Below are 21,856 nucleotides of genomic sequence, written 5' to 3' on the forward strand. Positions count from 1 at the left end.
CTCCTTCTTCGGTCTGGATCAACCGCCCACTCCCTAACGCCGCGCCGAACAGGGCGCGCTCAAGCCGGCATAAGCACCACACCGGGGATGACCCGACAAGCCTTATGGATAACCGAAGCGTCACAAGGCGGCGATGAAGGGCCGTTTTGACGCTCTGCCTCCCCCTCGGGGGAGGGGCGTCGCGAAGCGACGGGGTGGGGGCGGCAGGCGACGCCGGCATTGTCGTCACCTCTCCGGCGCCTCCGGCGCGTGGGGAGGACAGGTCGCGGGCAGCGATCAGGAGGGGGCGACTCCGAAGGTCTGAGTGAGGGCTGGCGGGTGCTCGCTCGGTGAGACCCCGTCGCCCCCTCCTGGTCGCTGCCCGCGACCTGTCCTCCCCATCTTCGATGGGGAGGTGACGATTGGGCTCACTCGAACCGCCGGTGTGACCCCTCACCCGCCGGCGCAAGAACGATCGCTAAGCTCTCGTGCGCCGTCTCCCTCTCCCGCAAGGGGAGAGGGAGGTTAATGAAAATCCCGCGAGCCCGGCAGGATGCGGACATCCCTCGGATGCCGACCCCGCGTCGGGGCATGGCCTGAGCCCGGTGTCGGATCGGTCGAGAGATGGCCCAGCATCGGGGTCCAGTCGATCAGGTCCTCGACCACCAGATGGGTCACGCCCTCCTCTGAGCGCTGGATCCTGCCGACCGCCAGCACCATCCGCGCGCCCATGGCCACGGGACGCAGCCGTTCGAACACGTCGGGCCAGACGACCAGATTGGCCACCCCCGTCTCGTCCTCCAGGGTCAGGAAGACCACCCCCTTGGCCGAACCGGGACGCTGGCGCACCAGAACGACCCCGCCGACGCGGACGCGCCGGTTCTCCTTCGTCGTCCTGTAGGCCTCCGCCGTCATGGCCCCGGCCTTCGTCAGCCGATCACGCAGGAAGGCGACGGGGTGGCCCTTCAGCGACAGTCGGATGGTCTGATAGTCGCCGACCACCTCCTCGGCGTCGGTCAGGCGCGGCAGGGCCGCCGGCGGCGACCCGTCCGCCTCGTCCAGCCCCATGGCAGCGAACAGGGGCGCCGAAGACGCCGGCACCGCCCCCTTGGCCACCCACATCCCCTGACGGCGGGAGAGATCGAGGGAGCCGTAGGCATCGGCCTCGGCCAGACGGTCGAGGGCGGACATGGGCAGGTCGGCGCGAAGGCGCAGATCCTCCAGATCGCGGAAGGGCGCGATCTTGCGCTCCTCCATGATGTTCAGCGCCCAGTCCTTCTTGAACCCGTCGATGGCGCGGAAGCCGAGGCGCATCGCCCGACGCTCCGGGGTTCTCCCCTCTTCCAGCGTCGCGTCCCAGTCGCTGGCGTTCACGTCGGGATGGCGGATTTCGACCCCGTGCTCCTGAGCGTCCCTGACGATCTGGGCGGGGGCGTAGAAGCCCATCGGCTGGCTGTTCAACAGACAGGCGGCGAAGGCGTCCGGATAGACGCATTTCATCCAGGCCGAGACATAGACGAGGAAGGCGAAGGAACAGGCGTGGCTTTCTGGAAAGCCGTACTCGCCGAACCCCTTGATCTGGTTGAAGCATTTATAAGCGAACGTGGGATCGTAGCCGCGCTCCACCAGCTTGGTGATGAACATCTCCTCGTAGTCGCCGATGGTGCCCATGTGGCGGAAGGTGGCCATGGCGCGGCGCAGGCCGTTGGCTTCCTTCGACGTGAATTTGGCCGCGTCGAGGGCGATCTTCATCGCCTGCTCCTGAAACAGGGGGACGCCCAGAGTCTTGTCGAGGACCCGTTGCAACTCGTCCTTCGGGCCGTGTTCCGGCGCCGGATGCGGGTAGTCGATGACGAAGGGAACACCGGCCGCCTGCGCCGCCCGGCGCTCGGCGCGGCGCTTCAGATAGGGGTGGACCATGTCGCCCTGGATCGGGCCGGGCCGGACGATGGCGACCTCGACGACGAGGTCGTAGAAGGTCCGGGGCTGCAATCGCGGCAACATGGCCATTTGGGCCCGGCTCTCGACCTGGAAGACGCCGAGGGAATCCCCGAGGCACAGCATGTCGTAGACGGGCTTTTGTCCGGTCGGGACGGTGTCGAGTTCCAGCCGCTCGCCATAGTTTTCGGCGATCAGGTCGAAGGCGCGGCGCATGGCCGTCAGCATGCCCAGGGCCAGCACGTCGACCTTCATCAGCTTCAGATAGTCGATGTCGTCCTTGTCCCACTCGATGAAGGTCCGGTCCGGCATGGCGGCGTTGCCGATGGGGACGATCTCCACCAGAGGCCCCTGGCTGAGCACATAACCGCCGACGTGCTGGGAGAGGTGCCGGGGGAATTTGATCAGCTCCTTCGTCAGGTCGAAGACCAGATCCATGCGGGCGTCGTCGCGGCTGATCCCGGTGCGGTCGACGTGGTCGTCCTTCACCTCCGAGCCCCAGGAGCCCCAGACGGTGTCGGCGAGGCGGGCGGTGACGTCGTCGGTCAGACCGAGCGCCTTACCGACATCCCGGATCGCCGAGCGGGGGCGATAATGGATGATGGTGGCGACGATCCCGGCGCGGTCGCGGCCATAGCGGTGGTAGACATACTGCATCACCTCCTCGCGCCGCTCGTGCTCGAAATCGACGTCGATGTCGGGTGGTTCGGACCGGTCGGCGGAGATGAACCGCTCGATCAGCACGTCCTGTTCAGCCGGGTTCACATTGGTGACGCCGAGGCAGAAACAGATCGAGGAGTTGGCCGCCGACCCCCGCCCCTGACAGAGAATCTTCTGGCCGCGCGCGTACTGGACGATGTCGTGGACAGTCAGGAAATAGTTCGGATAGCCGAGCTGTTTGACCAGTTTCAGCTCGGCGACGATGCCGTCCAGCACCTTGGTCGGCACGCCTTTGGGCCAGTGTTTGCGCGCGCCCTTGAAGGTCAGGCGGATCAGCCATCGCTGGGCGGTCCAGCCGGGAGGGATCGGCTCGTCGGGATAGTGGTAGGCCAGTTCCTTGAGCGAGAAGTCGCACCCCCGCACCACCTCCATCGTCCGGGCCAGCGCCGCTTCGTAGCCGCGAAACAGACGGGCCATTTCCGTCGCCGGTTTGAGGTAGCGCTCGCCGTTCGCCTGAAGCCGGTGGCCGGCCTTGTCGATGGTCGTGCCTTCGCGGATGCAGGTGAGGACATCCTGCATCGGGCGCCGGTCGGGGCGGTGGTACATGACCGCGTTGGTGGCGATCAGGGGGGCGCCCGTGCGGGTCGCCATGCCCGCCAGCCGGTTCAGCCGGGCGCGGTCGTCGCCGCGCCAGAGGGGGGCAACGGCGAGATACAGGGTGTCGGGCCAGGCGCGACGCCAGGCGAGGAGGCGGGCCTCGAAGGCGGCGTCGGGGGCCTCGGGCGCGACGGCGAGGGCGATCATGCCTTCGCCGTGGGCGAGGGCCTGGTCGAAGGTCAGGCGGGTTTCGCCCTTGGGGGTGCGGTCGGGGGCGGGGTCTTCGTCGACGGGTTCGACCAGGCGAAGGTGGGGATGGGGCGAAGGCGTCGGGGGCGGCGCGTCGTCGAGGATCTCGCTCTTGCCGAGGGTCAGGAGGCGGCACAGGCGGCCGTAGGCGGCGCGGTCTCGGGGGAAGACGATCAGTTCGGTCCCGTCGAGGAAGCCCAGGCGGCAACCGACGACGAGGGGGATGTCGTAGTCCTCGGCGCCCATCAGGGCCCGGACCATGCCGGAAAGCGTATTGCGGTCGGCGACGCCGACGGCGGCGAGGCCGAGCGCCTTGGCCTGCATCATGACTTCCCAAGGATGGGACGCGCCCTCGAGAAAGCTGAAATTGGTGATGGCGCCGAGCTCGGCGTATTCGCCGTTCCACTCGATCACGCAAACATTCCGTGCATCCACCAGGACGGCGGCCGTTCGTCCTTCGCGCCGGTGTAGTCGGCGCCGTAGAGGCCCTCGCGGAACAGCCAGTAGCGGAGGCCCTGATCGTCCTCGATGTGGTAGTAGTCGCGGGTGCGGGTCAGGCGATCGTCCGGACGCGGCCGCCACCATTCCGGGGACAGACGTTCGGGGCCGTCGGCGCGGGCGACGCTGCGTCGGACCCGTCGCCAGGTGAAGAAGGCGGGGGCGCCGTCGGGCATCTCGGCGATGGTGTCCACGGGCTCGGGCGGGTCGAGGATGAGGAGAGGACGGGCGCGCGCCGTGTCGCGAAGGCCTTCCTCCGGCGGCGAGGCCTTCGACAGGGCCGGTCGCCAGCGTTCGGCGCGCTCGGGCAACCAGGAGCCGAAGGGATCGGCGACACGCACCGCCCCCTCCCCCAGCCGGGCCGAGAGGCGGTCGATCAGGGCGGCCAGACCCTCGGCATGGCAGGCCTGCTCCTCGTCGCCCATGACGACCTGGAGGGCGACGACGGGTTCGGTGACGTCGGCGGTCAGCATGAGGGCGTCGATGCCGAAGCCGGGGTCGATCTTCTCGACGCCGGTCTCGCGGAACAGCCGCATCCAGATGGAGGCGTCGCGGAGCGCCCGGCCCATGCGAACCGACAGGGCGCGGGTCTGGCCGTCGACGCGGAAGGCGGTCAGGGTCAGGACGCGGGCCCCCTGTCCATCCGACTCCATCGACCGCGCCAGTTGATCCATCAGTCCGGGCAGGCGGCTCTCGATCCCGGCGGTGTCGCCCAAGGGATCGGCATAGGCCTCCCACCCGCGATAGCGGGGCGGGGCGCGTGTGGGGATCAGGGCCTCGTTGGTGGCGCCCGTCGCCTGATCCAGCCGCCGGACCAGACCGACGCCGGCGCCGTCGCGGAAACGGCGGGCGAGCCCTGAGCGGGGCATGGGATAGAGGTCGCCGATCCGTTTCAGCCCGAACCGCTTCGTCTGTTTCAGGGCGGCGTCGGTGACGCGCAGGGATTCGACCGGCAGGGGGGCCAGGACCTCGCGCACATCGGCGTCCGTGGCGATTCGCTTGGCCCCGCCATAGCGGGCCAGGGCCCAGGCGGCGCCGTGGGTGGGGGCCATGGCGGCGCGGGCGCGGATGCCGGCTTCCTTCAACCGGGTCTGGATGAGGATCAGGGCCTCGGCCTCTCCGCCGAACAGATGGGTTGCGCCGGTCAGGTCGAGGAACAGCCCCTCAAGCCCGCCCTCGGACGGATCGACGGTGACGGAGGGCGACCATCGCTCGCCCCAGACGGCCAGAGCCTCCAGCGCGCGCTGGTCGGCGGCGAGGTCGGCGGGGTGGCAGGCCAGATGGGGGATCATGGCCCGGGCGTCGGCCTGGGTCTGTTCCCGCGCCAGATTGAGGGCGCGAGCCGCGGGGTTCAGGGCATGGAGGATCTGTCCCCGAGCCGTGCGCTGGACGATGGCCAAGGGGCCGGCGTCGGGCGCGAAGGGGTCAGGCGTATTGGGTCCGGCCGACCGCGCCCAGACCGTCACCGGCCAGTCGATCAGCCAGACGGAGACGATCCGTCTCATCATCCTGCTCCAGCATCCAGACGCCCGGCCGCTCCATCCGGCTGCGGGTCATTTCGGCACGGATGGTCATCCGTCCCGGCGCGCGACGATCGAAACGACCGCCATTGCTCGCCAAAGTTGTGATGCGCCAGCGGCGGCGCGCGGCGCTGAGGTCGCCGGAGCGGGAGCGCAGAAGGACGCCGGAACAGGCCCCGTCGCGGGCCGCGAATTCCAGCCGTCGGGTCTGGGCCAGTTCCGCCCCGTCGACCGTGCCGATGACCAGGGCCGCGCCGCCGGATCGCAGAGCCTGTTCCATGACCCAGAGGGCTTGGCCTTCCGTCTTCGTCTCGACCAGAAGAAAGCCCTCACGGGCGCGAAACCCCGCCAGGCCGGGCCCATAGGGGCGGCCGTTCTCGCCCAGCCAGGCGCGGGTCGCGCTGAGCACGACGCCCCGTCCGGCGCCGACGTCGGCACGACCGAGGGTGAAGGCCAGCGCCGAGGCCACGTCCCGCGCCCCGCCCGCGCAGACCTCTTCCAGCCCCTCGGACAGGGTGGAGAGGGGCGGCGGGGCCGGATCGGGCGCGGATGAGGACGGAAGTGACATGGCGGATGAAGACTCCATGTTCATTATTTGTTCCGTTCCAGACGGAGTCAAACCCGGAATCGCGACGCTTCAGGGATTCATCACGAATTCTACTTAAGCGTGTTTTCGATTGGCCCGCCTCCTGCATAGGCGGGCTCAGGGGGATCACCTGTACCGCTTTGGAGCCCGAGAATGACGATCACGGTTCGACCCATCGATGAGACCGACCACGGCGCGATCAACGCCCTGCATCGCTTCGTGGGCTGGCCCGAACGATCCGAGGCCGGCTGGGCGTGGCTGGAGAACAATCCGGCGCGGCTGGAGCTCGGCGCTCCGGCCGGCTGGCTGCTTGAAGACGCGGACGGAGACCCGGCCGGCTTCACCGGCAATTTCGTCCAGCGGTTCCACCACGAGGGCCGCACGCTTTATGGAGCCACAGGCTTCTCGATCATCGTGACGCCCAAGGCCCGGGGCGCGAGCCGAAAGCTGATCACCACATTCAACAGCCAGCCCGGCCTGTTCGCCCACTACACCTTCAACGCCAACGCCGTGTCGGCGCCGCTCTACAAACGCTACGGCATGGTCGCCTGGCCGAACGAGACCCATGCGCTGAAACTGTCCTGGCGGATCGACGCCCTGGCCTGTGTCGAGGGGCGGGTGTGGCGCGAGATCGATCGTCGGGCGCCGCGCCTGACCGAGGCGAGGCACGAGCGCCTCTTGAACCCCCGCCTGCATGAGCCGGACGCCCTGACCCTGCCGCACGGGGTGTCGGTGCTGACCGATCTGGAGGACGACAGCCGTTTCGCCGGCTTCTGGGACGCGTTGAAGGCCGAGGGGAAGATCGTGGCGGACCGCAGCCCGGAGGCCCTGCGCTGGCGGCTGGCCGATCCCGATCTGACGCTGCGGCCGCTGTTGCTGGCCTACAGCCGCGACGCGACGATCCGGGGCTATGCCATGGCCATGATGTCCAAGGGCAATCCGATCGAGCCGCCGATGCTGGAGATCATCGACCTGATCGCCCTGGAGGACGAGGCGAAGGCCGTGCCGGCCCTGATGCAGGCGCTTCTGATGAACGCCCGGTCGATGGGGGCGGCGAAGCTCCGCATACAGATGGTCAGCCCGGACCTCTTGCGCCGTCTGGGGCCGCTGGCCGACAGCGCCCGTCGCGAGGGCGGCTGGGGCCATTGCCATGTGAAGTTCGGATCGACCGCGCCGGGCGCGGCGGTCTGGTCGCCCACGCCGTTCGATGCGGACTACGGGATCTGTCTGAGGCCGGTGCCGGTGGGGGCGGTGGAGCGGCAGGCGGCGTGAGGCAGTAGGCAGTAGGCAGTAGGCAGTAGGCAGTAGGCAGTAGGGGGAGAGCACACTCGCCGGAGTGCGCAACAGACTCTGTGATGTCGCGGAGCCGGCAGCGGAGGCGAAGAAACCCTACTGCCTACTGCCTACTGCCTAACCCCTAGTTCCTTGCTTTCAGCTCGTCGCGGATCTCGGCCAGCAGGGCTTCGGTCGGCGTCGGGGCGGGCGGGGCGGCAGGGGTGGGGTCGGCGGCCTGTTCGCGACGCAGCTTGTTGATGCCCTTGACCATCAGGAAGACCACGAAGGCCACGATCAGGAACTGGATCACGGTGTTGATGAAGGCGCCGTACTGGATGGCGACCTTCTCGATCTCTTCGGTGGCCGGGTTCTCGGGAACCAGGACCCATTCCAGATTCGAGAAATCGACGCGGCCCAGCAGAAGGCCGATGGGCGGCATGACGACCTGTTCGACCAGGCTGGTGACGATCTTGCCGAACGAGGCGCCGATGATGACGCCGACCGCGAGGTCGACCACGTTGCCGCGGGCGGCGAACTCCTTGAACTCGGTCAGCAGGCTCACGGCGTATCCCTTCAGGCGTTGAATCTCGCCTGAAAGCCTATCAGGCGTCGCCGGACGCGTTCAACCGCTCGCGCAGTTCCTTGCCGCTCTTGAAGAAGGGCACCGACTTGGCCGGCACATCCACGGTCTCGCCCGTGCGCGGGTTGCGGCCGGCGCGGGCCGGGCGGGCGCGCACCGAGAAGGCGCCGAAACCGCGCAGTTCCACGCGGCCGCCCTCGGCCATGGCCTCGGTCATGCGGCCCAGCACGACATTGACCACACGCTCGACCTCGGCGTGCGTCAGGTGCGTGTTCTCCGCCGCCAGTTTTTCGATCAGCTCGGACTTGATCATGATCAGGCCCCCGCCCTTTCCTGCTCAGCTTTGGAGCAAATACGGGTGCAACTTCAATCCGGTTGCGGGGAGCACCTTAGCCTTCGCCCGGCGAGCGAAAAAGACCTGAAAGTCAGTTTCCGTCAGGGAAGTGGGTTAAATGTCGGTAACCGTACACGGATCGTCGAACAACGGCCGGGTTGTAACCGTTTGCAGAACAGCATTTTTATTTGTGCGACGCGAAGAAAAAGGCGGCTGGATCGCTCCAGCCGCCCTCATTCTTGTTCGCGCCTAACGCTCACCCCGCGGGGGTTCGCTGCTTGAGGCGCGGTCTGGTCGTCGGAGCCTCAAGCAGCGAGGCTCCGCGAGCCGAGCGCTAGGCTCGACAAAGGAGTGATTACTCCTTGCCGGCCTTCTCGCGCAGGGCGGCGCCCAGGATGTCGCCGAGCGAAGCGCCCGAGTCCGACGAACCGAACTGTTCGATGGCTTCCTTCTCGTCGGCCATTTCCAGAGCCTTGATCGAGACCGAGACGCGGCGCGTGGCCTTGTCGACGGCGGTGATCTGGGCGTCGACGCGGTCACCCACGGCGAACTTCTCGGGACGTTGCTCGTTGCGGTCGCGGCTGAGGTCCGACTTGCGGACGAAGGCCGAGACCGGCGCGTCGTCTTCGCCGAACTTGACCTCGATGCCGCCCGACTCGATCGCCGTGACGGTCACGGTGACGGTCTGGCCCTTCTTGTAGGTGTCGCCTTCGCCGATCGGATCGCCGCCCAGCTGCTTGATGCCGAGCGAGACGCGTTCCTTCTCGACGTCGACGTCCAGGACCTTGGCCTTGACCATCTCGCCCTTGCGATAGCGCTGGATGGCCTCCTCACCCGAGACCGACCAGTCGAGGTCGGACAGGTGCACCATGCCGTCGATGTCGTTGTCCAGGCCGATGAACAGGCCGAACTCGGTGGCGTTCTTGACCTCGCCCTCGACGGTCGAGCCGATCGGGTGGTTGGCGACGAAGGCGTCCCACGGGTTGTCCTGGGCCTGCTTCAGGCCCAGCGAGATGCGGCGCTTGGAGGCGTCGACGTCCAGGACGACCACGTCGACTTCCTGCGAGGTCGAGACGATCTTGCCGGGGTGGACGTTCTTCTTGGTCCAGGACATTTCCGAGACGTGCACCAGGCCCTCGACGCCGGCTTCCAGCTCCACGAAGGCGCCGTAGTCGGTGATGTTGGTGATGCGGCCCGTGTATTTGGCGCCCGGCGGGTATTTGGCTTCGACGCCGTCCCACGGGTCCGACTGCAGCTGCTTCATGCCCAGCGAGATGCGCTGGGTGTCCGGGTTGATCTTGACGATCTGCACCTGGACGGTGTCGCCGACGGCGAGCACCTGCGACGGGTGGGAAACGCGCTTCCACGACATGTCGGTGACGTGCAGCAGGCCGTCGATGCCGCCCAGGTCCACGAACGCGCCGTAGTCGGTGATGTTCTTGACGACGCCGTCGCGGACTTCACCCTCTTGCAGCTGGCCGACCAGCTCGGTGCGCTGTTCGGCGCGGGCTTCTTCCAGGATCGCACGACGCGAGACGACGATGTTGCCGCGCGGGCGGTCCATCTTCAGGATCTGGAACGGCTGTTCCTTGCCCATCAGCGGGCCGACGTCGCGGACCGGACGGATATCGACCTGCGAGCCCGGCAGGAAGGCCGAGGCGCCGCCCAGGTCGACGGTGAAGCCGCCCTTGACGCGACCGACGATGGCGCCGTTGACCGGGTGACCTTCGGCGAACACGACTTCCAGACGGGTCCAGGCTTCTTCGCGGCGAGCCTTGTCGCGGCTGATGACGGCCTCGCCCAGGGCGTTCTCGACGCGCTCCAGGTAGACTTCGACGTCATCGCCGACCTTCGGGATCACGGCGCCTTCGCCCTGACCGAACTCGCGGGCCGGGATGCGGCCTTCGGTCTTCAGACCGACGTCGATGATGATGATGTCTTTTTCGATGCCGACGACGCGGCCGTGAACGACTTGGCCTTCGCCGAGGTCGCGGCCTTGCAGCTGCTCGTCGAGCAGGGCGGAGAAGTCGTCGCGGGTGGGGTTGAGGGTATCAGCCATGAAGCTCTGATGGTTCCGATAGGGTTGTGGCGCGTGACCGGACGGCCCCGCGCGAGGTTGAACGAAGTTTTGAATAGTCGGTCGTGGACGCGAGGTTCAGGTGAACCAGAACGCCCGCGGAAGCCGAGGTGGGGCGCGTTGGATTGGCTCTTATCGAGCTCGCGCCGCCTCGACGATACGGCGGGCCGCATCGAAGGCGGCTTCTATATCCATATCGGTCGTGTCCAGCAAGACGGCGTCGTCCGCCTGGACCATGGGGGCCGCGCCCCGGCCGGCGTCGCGTTCGTCGCGGCGCTGGATATCGGCCAACATGGCCTCGTAGGTGATGGGATCGCCCCGGCCGGTCAGCTGCAGCCAGCGGCGGCGGGCGCGAGTCTCGGGCGTGGCGGTGACGAACAGCTTGGCCTGGGCGTTCGGGGCGATGACGGTGCCGATGTCGCGCCCGTCCAGAACCGCCCCCCCCGCCTGGGCCGCGAAGGCCTGTTGCAGGTCCAGCAGCGCGGCGCGCACGCCGGGATAGCCGGCGACCCGGCTGGCCGCCTCGCCCGCGTCGCCGGAGGTCAGGGCCGCATCGTTCGACAGCCGACCGCTGTCAAGCGCCCGCGCCGCGGCCTCCGCCGCACGAGCGTCGCCCAGGTCGCCGCCGGTCGTCAGCACGTCCAGACCCACGGCGCGGTACAGCAGCCCCGTGTCGAGGAACGGCAAGCCGTAGTGGGCGGCCAGGCGCGAGGCGATCGTCCCCTTGCCGGAAGCGGCGGGTCCATCGACGGCGATGACGAAGGGCTGGGTCAGGAGGCGGTCTTTCGGGAGCGGCTTGGCGTGTTCGTTTACGAAACTCCGTAGAAGCCGCTCCGGCTCCGGAACACAAGCACCCTGTTAATCCTCGTACAGACGACGGGAGCAGGCGAACCAGATCGCCAGGGCGCCGAGCGCCACCCAGATCAGGGCCGCCATGACGTTCAGCCCCACGGTGATGTCGAACATGATCGGCCGGTCCTCCCGCAGGGTCCAGCCGTACTTGCCCCGGATGCGGCCGGTCGTCAGGCCCATCCAGACCTGACGGCTGACGATCCAGAGGCCGCCCATGCACACCAGGGCCGCCAGCGCCGAGCCCCCGCGCCAGATCCATTCGCCGCGTCGGGCGGGCGCGGTCACATCCAGTCCTTCCAGCGGATCAGAACGACCACGGAGAGCACCGCCAGGCCGAGCCAGAAGACGCTGCCGACGCCGAAGACGGCAACGGTGAAATAGTAGAAGGGATCACCCTCGGCCCGATAATAACGCGCGCCGTATTTCCCGGCCGCGACGCCGGTGCGGACGCAGTCGACCCCCAACACGGCGGTGAAGCCGAAGCTCGTCAGACAGATCAAGAGGCCGATCAGGACCGGTAGGCGTCGCCAGAGTTCCCGCAGGACCCTCACCCGACCTCGCCGCCCAGCCCGTTCATCATCTCGACGAAACCGGGGAAGGAGGTGGCGATCATCTCGGGCTCATCGACGGTCACCGGCTGTTCGGCGGCGAGACCGAGGACCAGATGGCTCATGGCAATGCGGTGATCGTGGGCCGTGTGGACCGTGGCGCCGCCCGGCACGGGGCCGCCGGTGACGATGAAGCCGTCCGGCTCCTCCTCCACGGCGACGCCGCAGACGCGCAGGCCATCGACCATCAGGCGGATGCGGTCGCTCTCCTTGACCCGCATCTCGCCGACGCCGCGCATGACCGTCTCGCCAGAAGCGAAGGCGGCCGTGGCGGCCAGGATCGGATATTCGTCGATCATGGAGGCGGCGCGGCTTTCCGGCACGACGACGCCCTTGAGCGCCGAATGACGGGCGGTGATGTCGCCGACATCCTCTCCGCCCGAGACGCGGCGGTTGGCGATGGTCAGGTCGGCGCCCATCTCGATCCAGGTGTCGAACAGGCCGGTCCGCAGAGGGTTCAGCATCACCCCTTCGACCGTGACTTCCGAGCCCGGAACGATCAGGCCGGCCGCAAGCGGGAAGGCCGCCGAGGACGGATCGCCCGGCACGGAGACGGCGGTTCCGGTCAGGGGCTGGCCGCCCTTGAGACGAATGATCCAGCCCTCGCCGTCTTCCTGAACGTCCACAGCCGCGCCGAAGGCCCGCAGCATCCGCTCGGTGTGGTCGCGGCTCTTTTCCGGCTCGGTGACGGAAGTGGTCCCTTCCGCGTTCAGCCCTGCCAGCAGAATGGCGGATTTCACCTGGGCCGAGGCGACGGTCTGGACGTGGTCGATGGCGCTGAGCATCCCGCCGGTCAGGGTGGCGGGCAACAGGCCCGGCTTGCCCGACCAGTCGAAGCTCGCTCCCATCCGGGTCAGGTGATCGGTGACACGCCCCATCGGCCGCGAACGCAGGGACGCATCCCCGTCGAAGGTCGCCGATATCGGATAACCGGCCGCGGCGCCCATCAACAGACGCACGCCGGTGCCCGCGTTGCCGCAGTCGATGACGCCGGTCGGGGTCTGGAAGCCGCCCCGCCCGGTCACGCGCCAGCGGCCGCCGCCCAGTTTCTCGACCGTCGCGCCGAAGGCCTCGGCCGCGCGGGCGGTGGCCAGGACGTCGTCGCCTTCCAGAAGGCCCTCGACCTCGGTCACGCCGGAGGCCATGGCGCCCAGTATCATGGAGCGGTGGGAGATGGATTTGTCGCCCGGCGCCCTCACGGTTCCCTTCAGGGGATGGCCGGGGCGCGCGGTCAGATGGGGGGCGTTGGAGGCCACGGAGGCTCCGTCAGGCAGATGTGGGAGGGAGCGGGAGAGAGCCACGCCAAAGACGGCTTTTGACAGCGGCCCCCCATGGTGGCAAGGGACGCGGCCGAAATCCCCTCCTCCATTCAAAGGTCTCCATATCCGTGGCTGATCCCAAACTTGGCGCCAAGCAGGTCTGTCCGAACTGCCAGGCCAAATTCTACGACCTGGGCCGTCGCCCGGCCCATTGCCCGAAGTGCGACACCGAGTTCGATCCCGAAGAAGCCATCAAGCTGCGCAGCCGTCGCGGCCGTCCGGGCGGCTACGCCTCTGACGAGGCCGAAGATCAGGTCGACGACAGGAAGGTCGACGGCGACGAGGACGAGGAAGACGACACCGCGGCGACCCCGGAAATCGACGAGGAAGGCCACGAGCCGATCCTGACGCCGGACGACGAGGACGAAGACGCGCCGGGCGGCCCCGAGGACGAGTCCGGCATGGGCACGACCGACGGCGACGACGACGACGTCCTGGGCGACGACGATGACGACGACTCGGTGCCCTTCATCGAGGACGAAGACGACGACGCCTTCGACGAAGACATCGCCAAGGGCTCCAAGGACGACGACTGATCGCGTCTAATTATTTGATTTCCCGACAGGTTTCGACCTGTCGGGGAGCGAACGAAAAAATGCGAAATAAATGGCGGAACCGGGTTGATCTCCAAATCGACCCGACATAGTTTCCGCCGCCTTGGACGGGCCCACACGGACCCGCCAGACCAGACCGAAGGACGGCAAGTCCGGAAGGTTCGGGGCTTTAGCTCAGCTGGTAGAGCGCTTGCATGGCATGCAAGAGGTCAGCGGTTCGACTCCGCTAAGCTCCACCAAATTCCTGGGGGCCGGTTGCATCGCAGCCGGCCCCCTTTGCTTTTCTCATCGTCTGCATCGCCTTTGTCGTCCGGGCGTTAGGGCCTATAGCTGAGCTCGGCCCGCGCCGTCGCAGCGGCAGGCCCAGGAGCTCGATCGCCCCCGTGTTGGACGCCTTCCTCGGAAAGACCCCTGGATCGGAGCCGCTGTTCGCGGCCCTGAGGCAGTGCCGCACCCATCTGATCGGGGCGGCGGTGTTCAGCGCCCTGGTCAATCTGCTGTATCTGACCCCGACCCTCTACATGATGCAGGTCTACGACCGGGTCGTGCCGACCGCCGGCCTGACGACCCTGGTGCTGGTCAGCGTCGTGGCCCTGCTGGCGCTCGCCTCCCTGGCGGCGCTGGACTGGCTTCGCACCCGAATTCTGATCCGGGCCGGCATCCAGCTGGATCGCGACCTGGCCGGAACCATCCTGACGCGGGTCACGGAGGCGGGCGGCCGGACGCAGGGGGTTCAGGCCCTGCGCGATTTCGACGGATTGCGCGGCGCCGTCTCGGGTCAGGGGGCGCTGGCCCTGTTCGACGCGCCCTGGACGCCGATCTATCTGGCCTGCTGCTTCCTGCTGCATCCCCTGATCGGGGTGCTGACCCTGGTCGGCGGCATCGTGCTGGCGACCCTGGCCTGGCTGAACGAGCGCGACACCCGTCCGCGCCTGGGCCGCGCCACCAAGGCCGGGACCGCCGCCTATGCGGCCCAGGAGGCGCTTTCTGGCCATTCCGAGGTCGTTCAGGCCCTGGGGATGCGAAAGGCCATCATCGGTCGCCAGCTGGAGGGCCGCCGCACCGCCACGGACGCCCAGGCCCAGGCCCAGCTGGCGGGCGGGCGGTATTCGGGCGCGATCAAATTCTTCCGTCTGGCGCTACAGTCGGCGGCTCTGGGCGTCGCCGCCTTCCTGGTGGTCAAAGGCGAGATGTCGCCGGGCTCCATCATCGCCTCCTCGGTCCTCTTGAGCCGCGCCGTCATGCCGATCGAACAGTTGGTCGGCGCCTGGCCCGCCCTGGTGCAGGCCCGCACGAGCTGGAAGAGCCTGATCGAACTGTTCGGAAAGACCGCCGGCCACGGGCAGCCGCGCACCGCCCTGCCCGATCCGGTGGGCCGCGTCTCGGTCGAGGCCGTCGGGGTGCGCCTGCCGGGCACGGAGAAGCCCCAGTTGCGCGCCGTCTCCCTGATCCTGGAACCCGGACAGGTGCTGGGCGTCATCGGGGCCAGCGGGTCCGGCAAGACGACCCTGGCCCGCGTCCTGGCCGGCGCCCTGTCGCCCGACACCGGGGCGGTGCGTCTGGACGGAGCGGAGTATGGCGCAAGAGACTCCGACAGCCTGGCGCGCCACATCGGCTATCTGCCGCAGAGCCCGACCCTGTTCGCCGGCACGATCAAGGAGAACATCTCCCGCTTCGCCGACGCCGCGCCCGAGGTGGACGCCGCCGCCGTCCGCGCGGCCCGGACGGCGGGCGTCCACGACCTGATCCAGCGCCTGCCGAACGGATACGACACCCTGCTCGGCCCGCAAGGGATGGGGTTGTCGGCGGGGCAGGCGCAGCGCATCGGCCTGGCCCGCGCCCTGTATGGCGATCCGGTCCTGCTGGTGCTGGACGAGCCGAACGCCAGCGTGGACCAGGACGGGGAGACCGCCCTGATCGCCGCCGTGGAGGCCGCCGCCGCGCGCGGGGCCGCCGTGGTCATCGTGGCCCACCGGGCGGGCGTCCTGGCCAAGGCCGACCGTCTGCTGGCCCTGCGCGACGGGGTGATCCAGGCCGAGGGGCCGAGGGAGGACGTCCTGGCTCGCCTGCGCGGCCCGCGCCCTGCCGGTCTGCATGAGGTCAAGGCCGGATGAGCGCCGAAGCCCCCGTCTCCGCCTCGCCGACCGCCGCCGGAGCCTCCGGCGCGGTCGAGCCCCAGACCCCGTCCCCGCGCCGCGAGCTGATCGTCGGCGGGGTCATCATCGCCCTGTTCTTCGGCCTGTTCCTGGGCTGGGCGGCCATCGCCCCGCTCGATTCCGGGGCCTATGCGCCCGGCCAGGTCTCGGTCACCGGCAACCGCCAGGCGGTCCAGCATCGCGAGGGCGGTACGGTCACCGCCCTGCGCGTCGCCGAGGGCGATCAGGTGCGGGAGGGCCAGGTCCTGGTCGAACTGTCGACCGGCGAACTGACCGCCGCCGAGCGCGGCCTGGCCGGTCAGGTCTACGCCCTGATGGCCCAGCGGGCGCGCTTGATCGCCGAGCGGGACAAGCTGGCGGCCATCCCCGTCCCGGCCGAGTTCGCCGGCCTGTCGCCCGAGGACCGCGCCCTGGCCGACGAGGCCATGCGGCTGCAACGGCTACAATACGGCGCCCGCAGCGCCGGCCGCTCGACCGAGGTCGGGGTGCTGCGCCAGCGCATCGGCCAGTTGCAGGAGCGCATCCAGGGCTATGAGCGGCAGATCGCCTCCAACGTCGAGCAAAGCCGGCTGATCGGGGAGGAGCTGGACGGCATGCGCTCCCTCGCCGCCCAAGGCTATGCGCCGCAGAACCGGGTGCGGGCGCTGGAGCGGAACGCGGCGGCCATCGACGGCGAGCTGGGATCGCTGCGGGCCCAGGTGGCCGGCACCCAGCAGCAGATCGGCGAGACCCGGCTGCAGATGCTGTCCATCAACACCGGCATGAACGAGGACGTCTCCGACCAGCTACGCCAGATCGAGGTGCAGTTGAACGAGACCGAACCGCGCCTGGCCGCCCTGCGCGACCAGATCGCCCGCAGCCGCATCCGCAGCCCGGCGACCGGCCAGGTCGTGGGTCTGGCCGTCTTCACCGAGGGCGGGGTCATCCAGCCCGGCCAGGTGCTGATGGAAGTGGTGCCCGACGCGGCGTCGCAGATCATCGTGGCCGAGATCATCCCCGCCGACATCGACAACGTCCATGTGGGTCTGGAGACCGAGGTGAAATTCCCCGGCCTGCGCGAACGCGATCCGCCGATCATCCACGGCCGGGTCACCCGCCTGTCGCCCGACACCTTCACCAACGAACAGACCGGCCGCAGCCACTATCGCGCCGAGATATCCGTCCCGCCCGAGGAAATGGCCCGCCTGGGCCGCGCCGCCCGCGAAATCCGCCCCGGCTTCCCGGTCGAGGTGGTGGTCCTGCTGCGCAAACGCACCGCCCTGAGCTATCTGATCGAGCCCCTGACCCGGAACCTCTGGCGCTCCGGGACGGAACAGTAGGCTCGAACGAGGCAGACATGAGAGACACCGACGCGGACTGGCGCCTGTGGGGCGAGGCGGACCCCTATTTCGGCGTCCTCGCGCACGACCGGTATCGCCGGGCCAATCTGACCGACGACGCCCTGTCGGAGTTCTGGGCCTCCGGCGTGAAGGACGCGGCCGAGTTCGCGGGCGTGCTGGAACGGTTTTTCGGCGACTTCCCGAAGGCCTCGGCCCTGGATTTCGGTTGCGGGGTGGGCCGCCTTAGCCGGGGCATGGCCCGACTGTGCGATCAGGTCACGGGCCTGGACGTTTCGCCCGGCATGCTGGCGGAGGCGGCGGTCGGGGCGCCCGCGAACACGACCTTCGTCCACGCCCTGGACGAAGGCCAGACGTTCGACTGGATCAACTCCATCATCGTCTTCCAGCACATCCCGCCCGAGCGCGGCTATGAGATCCTCGACGGCCTCCTGCAACGGGTGAATTTCGGGGGCGCGATCAGTCTGCACTTCACCGTCGCCGGCCCCGAAGGCAGCGCGGACGGGCCGGTCGGCGCCATGATGATGTTCGCCTACGACCTGTCGCGCATCGCCCGGATGCTGGCCGCGCGCGACATCCGTCTGACGCTGATGCAGCACACGGACCACGGCGGGTACGAGGGTGTGATCGTCTATGGCCGCCGCCGTCGGCTGACGGCGGCCTGAGCCGACCGCTTCTGCGCTACATCCAGTCGGGGTGATGTCCGCCCGACGGGTCGCTACGGATGTCCTCCGGCCAGAAGGTCGGCGTGGCGTCCGCCGTCGCCTCGTCGAGAACGACCACGAGTCGGTCGCCGTGCCAGAGGTCCGACCAGGTCTCCGCCACCGAGGCCGAAGGCGCCGCGTCCGCCGGGGCCAGGTCGTCGATGGCCGGGATGACGAAGGGATCGTGCGACTTGCCGATGTCCTCCGCGATGGCGCGTCCCCCGCCCGTGCCGTCGGGATCGTAGCCGTTCACGCCCAGCTTGCGGATCTGGTTGTCGAAGGTCGGCTGGTAGCTGAACCGGTGCTCCTGCGACTCCGAGAAGATGAGGACGACGTCCGTGCGGCTGGTCCCGGTGTTCAGGGCGTTGACGTAGGACTGGACCCCCGCCGCGTCGCCCTCGCGATCCAGCACGAAGCGATAGATCTGCTCGACGAACTGCTGGTTCGTCAGGGAGCCGAACCGGCTCTGGAACTCGGGCGAGCCGACCATGAAGCCGGCGATGTCCTTCAGGGTGTAACCGTTGTCCAGGGCGTCGCGGTAGGCCTGCAAGCCGCCGAGGTCGGGCAGGCGGTTGAAGACGGAATCGTACAGCCGTGCGAGCGCCGCCGTCTGCTCGTCCTGGATGAAGATGCCGCGCGAGGTGATGACGGTGTTGATCAGGGCCTGATGCTCGGCCGACTCCGAGAAGATGCCCAGGATCTGGGCGCGCGTTGCCGTGCCGGCGTTCAGGGCGGCGACATAGGAGGCCACCCCGGCCGCGTCGCCCTCGCGGTTCAGGGAGAAGCGGTACATCTCGCGCACGAACTGCTCGTTGTTCAGCGCGCCGTAACGCGCCTGGAACTCCGCCGAGCCCTCGAAGATGTCCAGGATGCCCTGGACGGTCGCCCGGCCTTCCTGGATGGCGCGGCTGTAGTCGGCCAGGCCGAACACGTCCGGCGCCCGGTCGAAGGCGGCGTCGTACAGGCGGTAGACCACCGTGGTCGCGTCGCCGGTGTCGAAGGACAGGCGACCGTCCAGAAAGCGCAGGACCTCGATGTTCGAGAGCTGGTCGAACCCGCCCTCCTGCCCGCCGCCGACGAGGCTCAAGGAGACGGTCGAATAGCTGCGCAGCGTGCCGGCGTAGACGGCGGTGTCGATGCCGGCGCCGCCGTCGATCAGGTCCGACCCCGCGCCGCCGCGCAGAATGTCGTTGCCCGCTCCGCCGTTCAGAATATCGGCCGCCGCCGTGCCGATCAGTCGGTCGTTTCCGGCCGTCCCGGCGATGATCCGTCCCTGGGCGACGAGCCGGCCGTTGACCACGTCATAGACGCCGTCGGTGAAGCGGACGGCCTCGATGTTCCTCAAGGTGTCGGCCGCCCCGGTCAGCCCCTCGATGCGGATCGCGCCGTCGACATAGGTGATGCTGGCCGAGGACCGAGCATAGCCGATCACCGCCAGGTCGTAACCGTCGCCGCCGTCCAGGGTGTTGCTGCCGCCCCCGCCCACCAGGACGTCCGACCCGGCCCCGCCCGACAGGGTGTCGTTGCCGCCCATGCCGAAGATCAGGTCGTCGCCCTCGTCGCCGAACAACTGGTCCGCCCCGTCGGTCGAGGTCTCCACCAGGTCGTCACCATAGATGATGTCGTTGCCCGCGCCGCCGCGCACGATGTCCGCGCCGCCGCCGGCCTGCACATAGTCGTGCGACCCCGACATGGTGATGGTGTCGGTCGAGCCGCCCGTGATCACCCGCTCGAAGCCCGTGATGGAGCCTTGGGCCGTTCGGTTCGGATCGCTGAAGGTTATGGTCCCCGCCGGCAGGGAGATGTTGAACGTCGCGCCGGCGTGTCCCACCCCGATAAAGGTGTCGATCCCGGCGCCTCCGTCGTAGCGATTGCCATCGTTTACCGCGCCGACCCGGACGATATCGTCGCCGTCGCCGCCGAACATCGACCCGGCCCCGTACAGAACATCATCGCCCTCCTCGCCGTAGATCGCCCCGATGGTACCGGTCAGAATGTCGTCGCCCGTCCCGCCATAAATGACTTGGGCGCCGTCGGTCTGGACGACGTCATTGCCCGCTCCGGCGCGGATTTCGCCGGTGTAGTAAGCCGACAGCCGCGGCGACAGTTGGGAAATCTGGATCACATTGGCATCGGCCGTACCGGTGACGTTGATGGTCAGGGGGTTGCCGGATTGCCCTCCGGAAACAGTCATCGTCAGGTTCTCGATCGACCGGTGGGTCGCGCCGCCAAAAACGCCGTCGCCGAGAACCAGATTGCGGGACACGTCGTTGCCGGACACCAAGAGGGTGTCGGAACCTTCGCCGCCATCCATCAGTGTGCCGGCCGCCAGCGTCACGGCCCCATCAGCGCCGTTCACCGAGAAGGTGTCGTCGCCAGCCTCGCCGAACAGCTGGGACCCTGAGCTCACGCCGAAGATGTCATTGCCCGCACCACCGCGAATATTGGCGACCGTGGTCGAGCCCAGGGCGAAGCTGTCGTTGCCGGACCCGCCCACGATGGTCCACGACTGGTTCGCACCTCTCAGGCTCCATTCGGTGGCGAGGTTCGGGCCGACGATCCGCTCGAACCCGTCGATGCGGGAGACGATCCAGAGCGCGCCGGCGCCCCGGCTCTCCGACAGGCTGGCGCGCAGGCTGTTGGGAAAGCCCTGGGCGGCCTCGACCGTCAGAACCGCATTCGGGGTCACGCCGGTGGAATCGAACACCAGGGTGTCGTAGCCGTCGCCCCCGTCGATCAACCCGGTGGTGGGCGTCGTGCCCACCGTCGGGCGGACTCCATCGATGTATCCGACCGTGACCGTATCGTCCCCGGCCCCGCCGTAGACCTCGACCGCGCCGAGCACGCCGCGGATCTGGTCGGCGCCGCCCCGGCCATAGATGCGATCCGCGCCACCGCGACCGTCGATGACGTCGTCGCCTTCGGAACCGATGATTTCGTCGGCGCCCGTGGTTCCGGTGAAAGTCGGCATCGCATGCTCCCGAGACTTGTGAAGGCTCACGCTATCAGTGTGCAGGACCCCGACCAACCTTGGCTTTATGAAGAGGTGGGGCGTTTCTCATTCCGTCTCCGCCGTCCCGGTCTTGACGAGGCGAGGCCGTCGCGGCGACGACGTGCGGGCTTGCTCCGACCGGCGGGTCTGCCCATATCGGAAGACGGCCGAGGCCTCGCCGATCCCGGGGGGCTTTCAGGCCGCAGTCGCTTGTCGAGGACTGAACCATGACGACCCGAACCGTGCTGTTCGACAGCCCCTTCCTGTTGGGCTTCGACCAGACCCGAGCCCTGATCGACCGCGCCGCCAAGGCCGCGGCCGAGAGCTATCCGCCCTATAATGTCGAGCAACTGGGCGATAACGCCGTCCGCATCTCGCTGGCCGTCGCCGGTTTCTCGCCCGACGATCTGGCCATCACCATCGAGGGGCGACAGCTGACCATCGCCGGCAAGCGGGAGGCCGCGTCTCCGGATCAGGCCTTCCTGCACCGGGGCATCGCGGCGCGCGGCTTCGTCCGCAGCTTCGTCCTGGCCGATGGGCTGGAGGTCGAGGGCGCCCGGCTGGAGCACGGTCTGTTGCACGTCGAACTGGTGCGGCCCGAGAACCTGGAGCCGATCCGGCGCATCCCGATCAGCGTCGGCTGAACACCCATCTAACGCTGCTATGACGCAGCCGCGAACTCGCGGCGCGCCGGGGCGTTGTCACTCTTGAGTAAGGAGGCGGTCGCTATGACGCCGATCATGACCAACAAAGACTTTGCCGGACTGGGCGCGCCCAACCTGGTTTACGTGCGGGAAATCACCGCCGCCGACGTGATGGCGGACGCCCTGACCGACGCCCCGCTGGAAGACGCCAAGGGTCTGGTCATCGACCCGGAACAGACGCTTTATGCCGTGCATGGCGCGGACGGCGAACGTCTGGCCGTCATGATGGACCGCGAGACCGCCTTCGCCGCCGCCGTGGCGCACGAACTGGCGCCGGTGTCGGTGCACTGACCATTTCCGCCGTGCACCCCAGCGAAGGCTGGGGTTCAGATTACGG

The 21,856-nt window shown here is 68.4% G+C and carries 18 protein-coding genes and 1 tRNA gene; 8 read left to right on the top strand and 11 right to left on the bottom strand.

Annotation, left to right across the window (positions count from 1 at the left end; translation table 11 throughout):
* Positions 1–504: 504 nt before the first annotated feature.
* Genes ACETK8_RS19090 through ACETK8_RS19100 form a run of 3 tightly spaced genes read right to left on the bottom strand, consistent with a single transcriptional unit; the run spans position 505 to position 6,009 of the window.
* Complete coding sequence (locus ACETK8_RS19090; protein ID WP_374037405.1) at positions 505–3,837, bottom strand: error-prone DNA polymerase; 3,333 nt, start codon at positions 3,835–3,837, stop codon at positions 505–507.
* A complete protein-coding gene (locus ACETK8_RS19095) occupies positions 3,834–5,426 on the bottom strand; it encodes a Y-family DNA polymerase (RefSeq protein ID WP_374037406.1) in 1,593 nt (530 codons plus the stop codon). Before ACETK8_RS19095 ends, ACETK8_RS19090 begins: the two co-directional genes overlap by 4 nt.
* The gene (locus ACETK8_RS19100) at positions 5,347–6,009 is read right to left on the bottom strand and encodes an ImuA family protein (protein WP_374037407.1); all 663 of its coding nucleotides are present in this window, start codon (positions 6,007–6,009) and stop codon (positions 5,347–5,349) included. The genes ACETK8_RS19095 and ACETK8_RS19100 overlap by 80 nt, the downstream gene beginning before the upstream one ends.
* 171 nt (positions 6,010–6,180) lie before the next feature.
* Here ACETK8_RS19100 and ACETK8_RS19105 point away from each other — a divergent pair, with 171 nt between their 5' ends.
* Positions 6,181–7,299 carry an N-acetyltransferase gene (locus ACETK8_RS19105; RefSeq protein WP_374037408.1) on the top strand — a complete coding sequence of 373 codons (1,119 nt, stop codon included), beginning with the start codon at positions 6,181–6,183 and terminating at the stop codon, positions 7,297–7,299.
* Positions 7,300–7,444: 145 nt separating this feature from the next.
* On the opposite strand, the gene mscL is transcribed toward ACETK8_RS19105, so the two are convergent.
* The 7 genes from mscL to aroA form a co-directional block, all read right to left on the bottom strand.
* The gene (gene mscL / locus ACETK8_RS19110; RefSeq protein WP_374037409.1) at positions 7,445–7,864 is read right to left on the bottom strand and encodes a large-conductance mechanosensitive channel protein MscL; all 420 of its coding nucleotides are present in this window, start codon (positions 7,862–7,864) and stop codon (positions 7,445–7,447) included.
* 40 nt (positions 7,865–7,904) lie between these two features.
* Entirely contained in the window at positions 7,905–8,195 is a 291-nt protein-coding gene (locus tag ACETK8_RS19115; RefSeq protein WP_298162090.1) for an integration host factor subunit beta, read from the bottom strand.
* A 376-nt stretch (positions 8,196–8,571) separates the two neighbouring features.
* Entirely contained in the window at positions 8,572–10,275 is a 1,704-nt protein-coding gene (gene rpsA / locus ACETK8_RS19120) for a 30S ribosomal protein S1 (protein WP_374037410.1), read from the bottom strand.
* 150 nt (positions 10,276–10,425) lie between these two features.
* Entirely contained in the window at positions 10,426–11,067 is a 642-nt protein-coding gene (cmk, locus tag ACETK8_RS19125) for a (d)CMP kinase (RefSeq protein WP_374039436.1), read from the bottom strand.
* An 84-nt stretch (positions 11,068–11,151) separates the two neighbouring features.
* The gene (locus ACETK8_RS19130) at positions 11,152–11,430 is read right to left on the bottom strand and encodes a hypothetical protein (protein WP_374037411.1); all 279 of its coding nucleotides are present in this window, start codon (positions 11,428–11,430) and stop codon (positions 11,152–11,154) included.
* Entirely contained in the window at positions 11,427–11,696 is a 270-nt protein-coding gene (locus ACETK8_RS19135) for a hypothetical protein (RefSeq protein ID WP_374037412.1), read from the bottom strand. The genes ACETK8_RS19130 and ACETK8_RS19135 overlap by 4 nt, the downstream gene beginning before the upstream one ends.
* Complete coding sequence (aroA, locus tag ACETK8_RS19140; protein WP_374037413.1) at positions 11,693–13,009, bottom strand: 3-phosphoshikimate 1-carboxyvinyltransferase; 1,317 nt, start codon at positions 13,007–13,009, stop codon at positions 11,693–11,695. The genes ACETK8_RS19135 and aroA overlap by 4 nt, the downstream gene beginning before the upstream one ends.
* Positions 13,010–13,140: 131 nt before the next feature.
* Between aroA and ACETK8_RS19145 the strand changes: the two genes are divergently transcribed.
* The 5 genes from ACETK8_RS19145 (at position 13,141) to ACETK8_RS19165 (ending at position 17,784) form a co-directional block, all read left to right on the top strand.
* Positions 13,141–13,608, top strand: a complete 468-nt coding sequence (locus ACETK8_RS19145) for a TIGR02300 family protein (RefSeq protein WP_374037414.1) — start codon at positions 13,141–13,143, stop codon at positions 13,606–13,608.
* Positions 13,609–13,789: 181 nt separating this feature from the next.
* Positions 13,790–13,865, top strand: a tRNA-Ala gene (locus tag ACETK8_RS19150).
* A gap of 144 nt (positions 13,866–14,009) precedes the next feature.
* Positions 14,010–15,740 (top strand): type I secretion system permease/ATPase, encoded by a 1,731-nt coding sequence (locus tag ACETK8_RS19155; protein ID WP_374037415.1) that lies wholly within the window; start codon positions 14,010–14,012, stop codon positions 15,738–15,740.
* Entirely contained in the window at positions 15,737–17,101 is a 1,365-nt protein-coding gene (locus tag ACETK8_RS19160) for an HlyD family type I secretion periplasmic adaptor subunit (protein WP_374037416.1), read from the top strand. The genes ACETK8_RS19155 and ACETK8_RS19160 overlap by 4 nt, the downstream gene beginning before the upstream one ends.
* Positions 17,102–17,118: 17 nt before the next feature.
* Positions 17,119–17,784 carry a class I SAM-dependent methyltransferase gene (locus ACETK8_RS19165; RefSeq protein ID WP_374037417.1) on the top strand — a complete coding sequence of 222 codons (666 nt, stop codon included), beginning with the start codon at positions 17,119–17,121 and terminating at the stop codon, positions 17,782–17,784.
* Between the two features lie 16 nt (positions 17,785–17,800).
* On the opposite strand, the gene ACETK8_RS19170 is transcribed toward ACETK8_RS19165, so the two are convergent.
* Entirely contained in the window at positions 17,801–20,794 is a 2,994-nt protein-coding gene (locus ACETK8_RS19170; protein WP_374037418.1) for a DUF4214 domain-containing protein, read from the bottom strand.
* A gap of 248 nt (positions 20,795–21,042) precedes the next feature.
* On the opposite strand from ACETK8_RS19170, the gene ACETK8_RS19175 reads away from it, so the two are divergent.
* Positions 21,043–21,459, top strand: a complete 417-nt coding sequence (locus tag ACETK8_RS19175; RefSeq protein ID WP_374037419.1) for an Hsp20 family protein — start codon at positions 21,043–21,045, stop codon at positions 21,457–21,459.
* A gap of 84 nt (positions 21,460–21,543) precedes the next feature.
* The gene (locus ACETK8_RS19180; RefSeq protein WP_374037420.1) at positions 21,544–21,810 is read left to right on the top strand and encodes a DUF1150 family protein; all 267 of its coding nucleotides are present in this window, start codon (positions 21,544–21,546) and stop codon (positions 21,808–21,810) included.
* Positions 21,811–21,856 lie beyond the last annotated feature (46 nt).

This window comes from Brevundimonas staleyi, from assembly GCF_041893865.1.
In the GTDB taxonomy this organism is placed as follows: domain Bacteria; phylum Pseudomonadota; class Alphaproteobacteria; order Caulobacterales; family Caulobacteraceae; genus Brevundimonas; species Brevundimonas staleyi.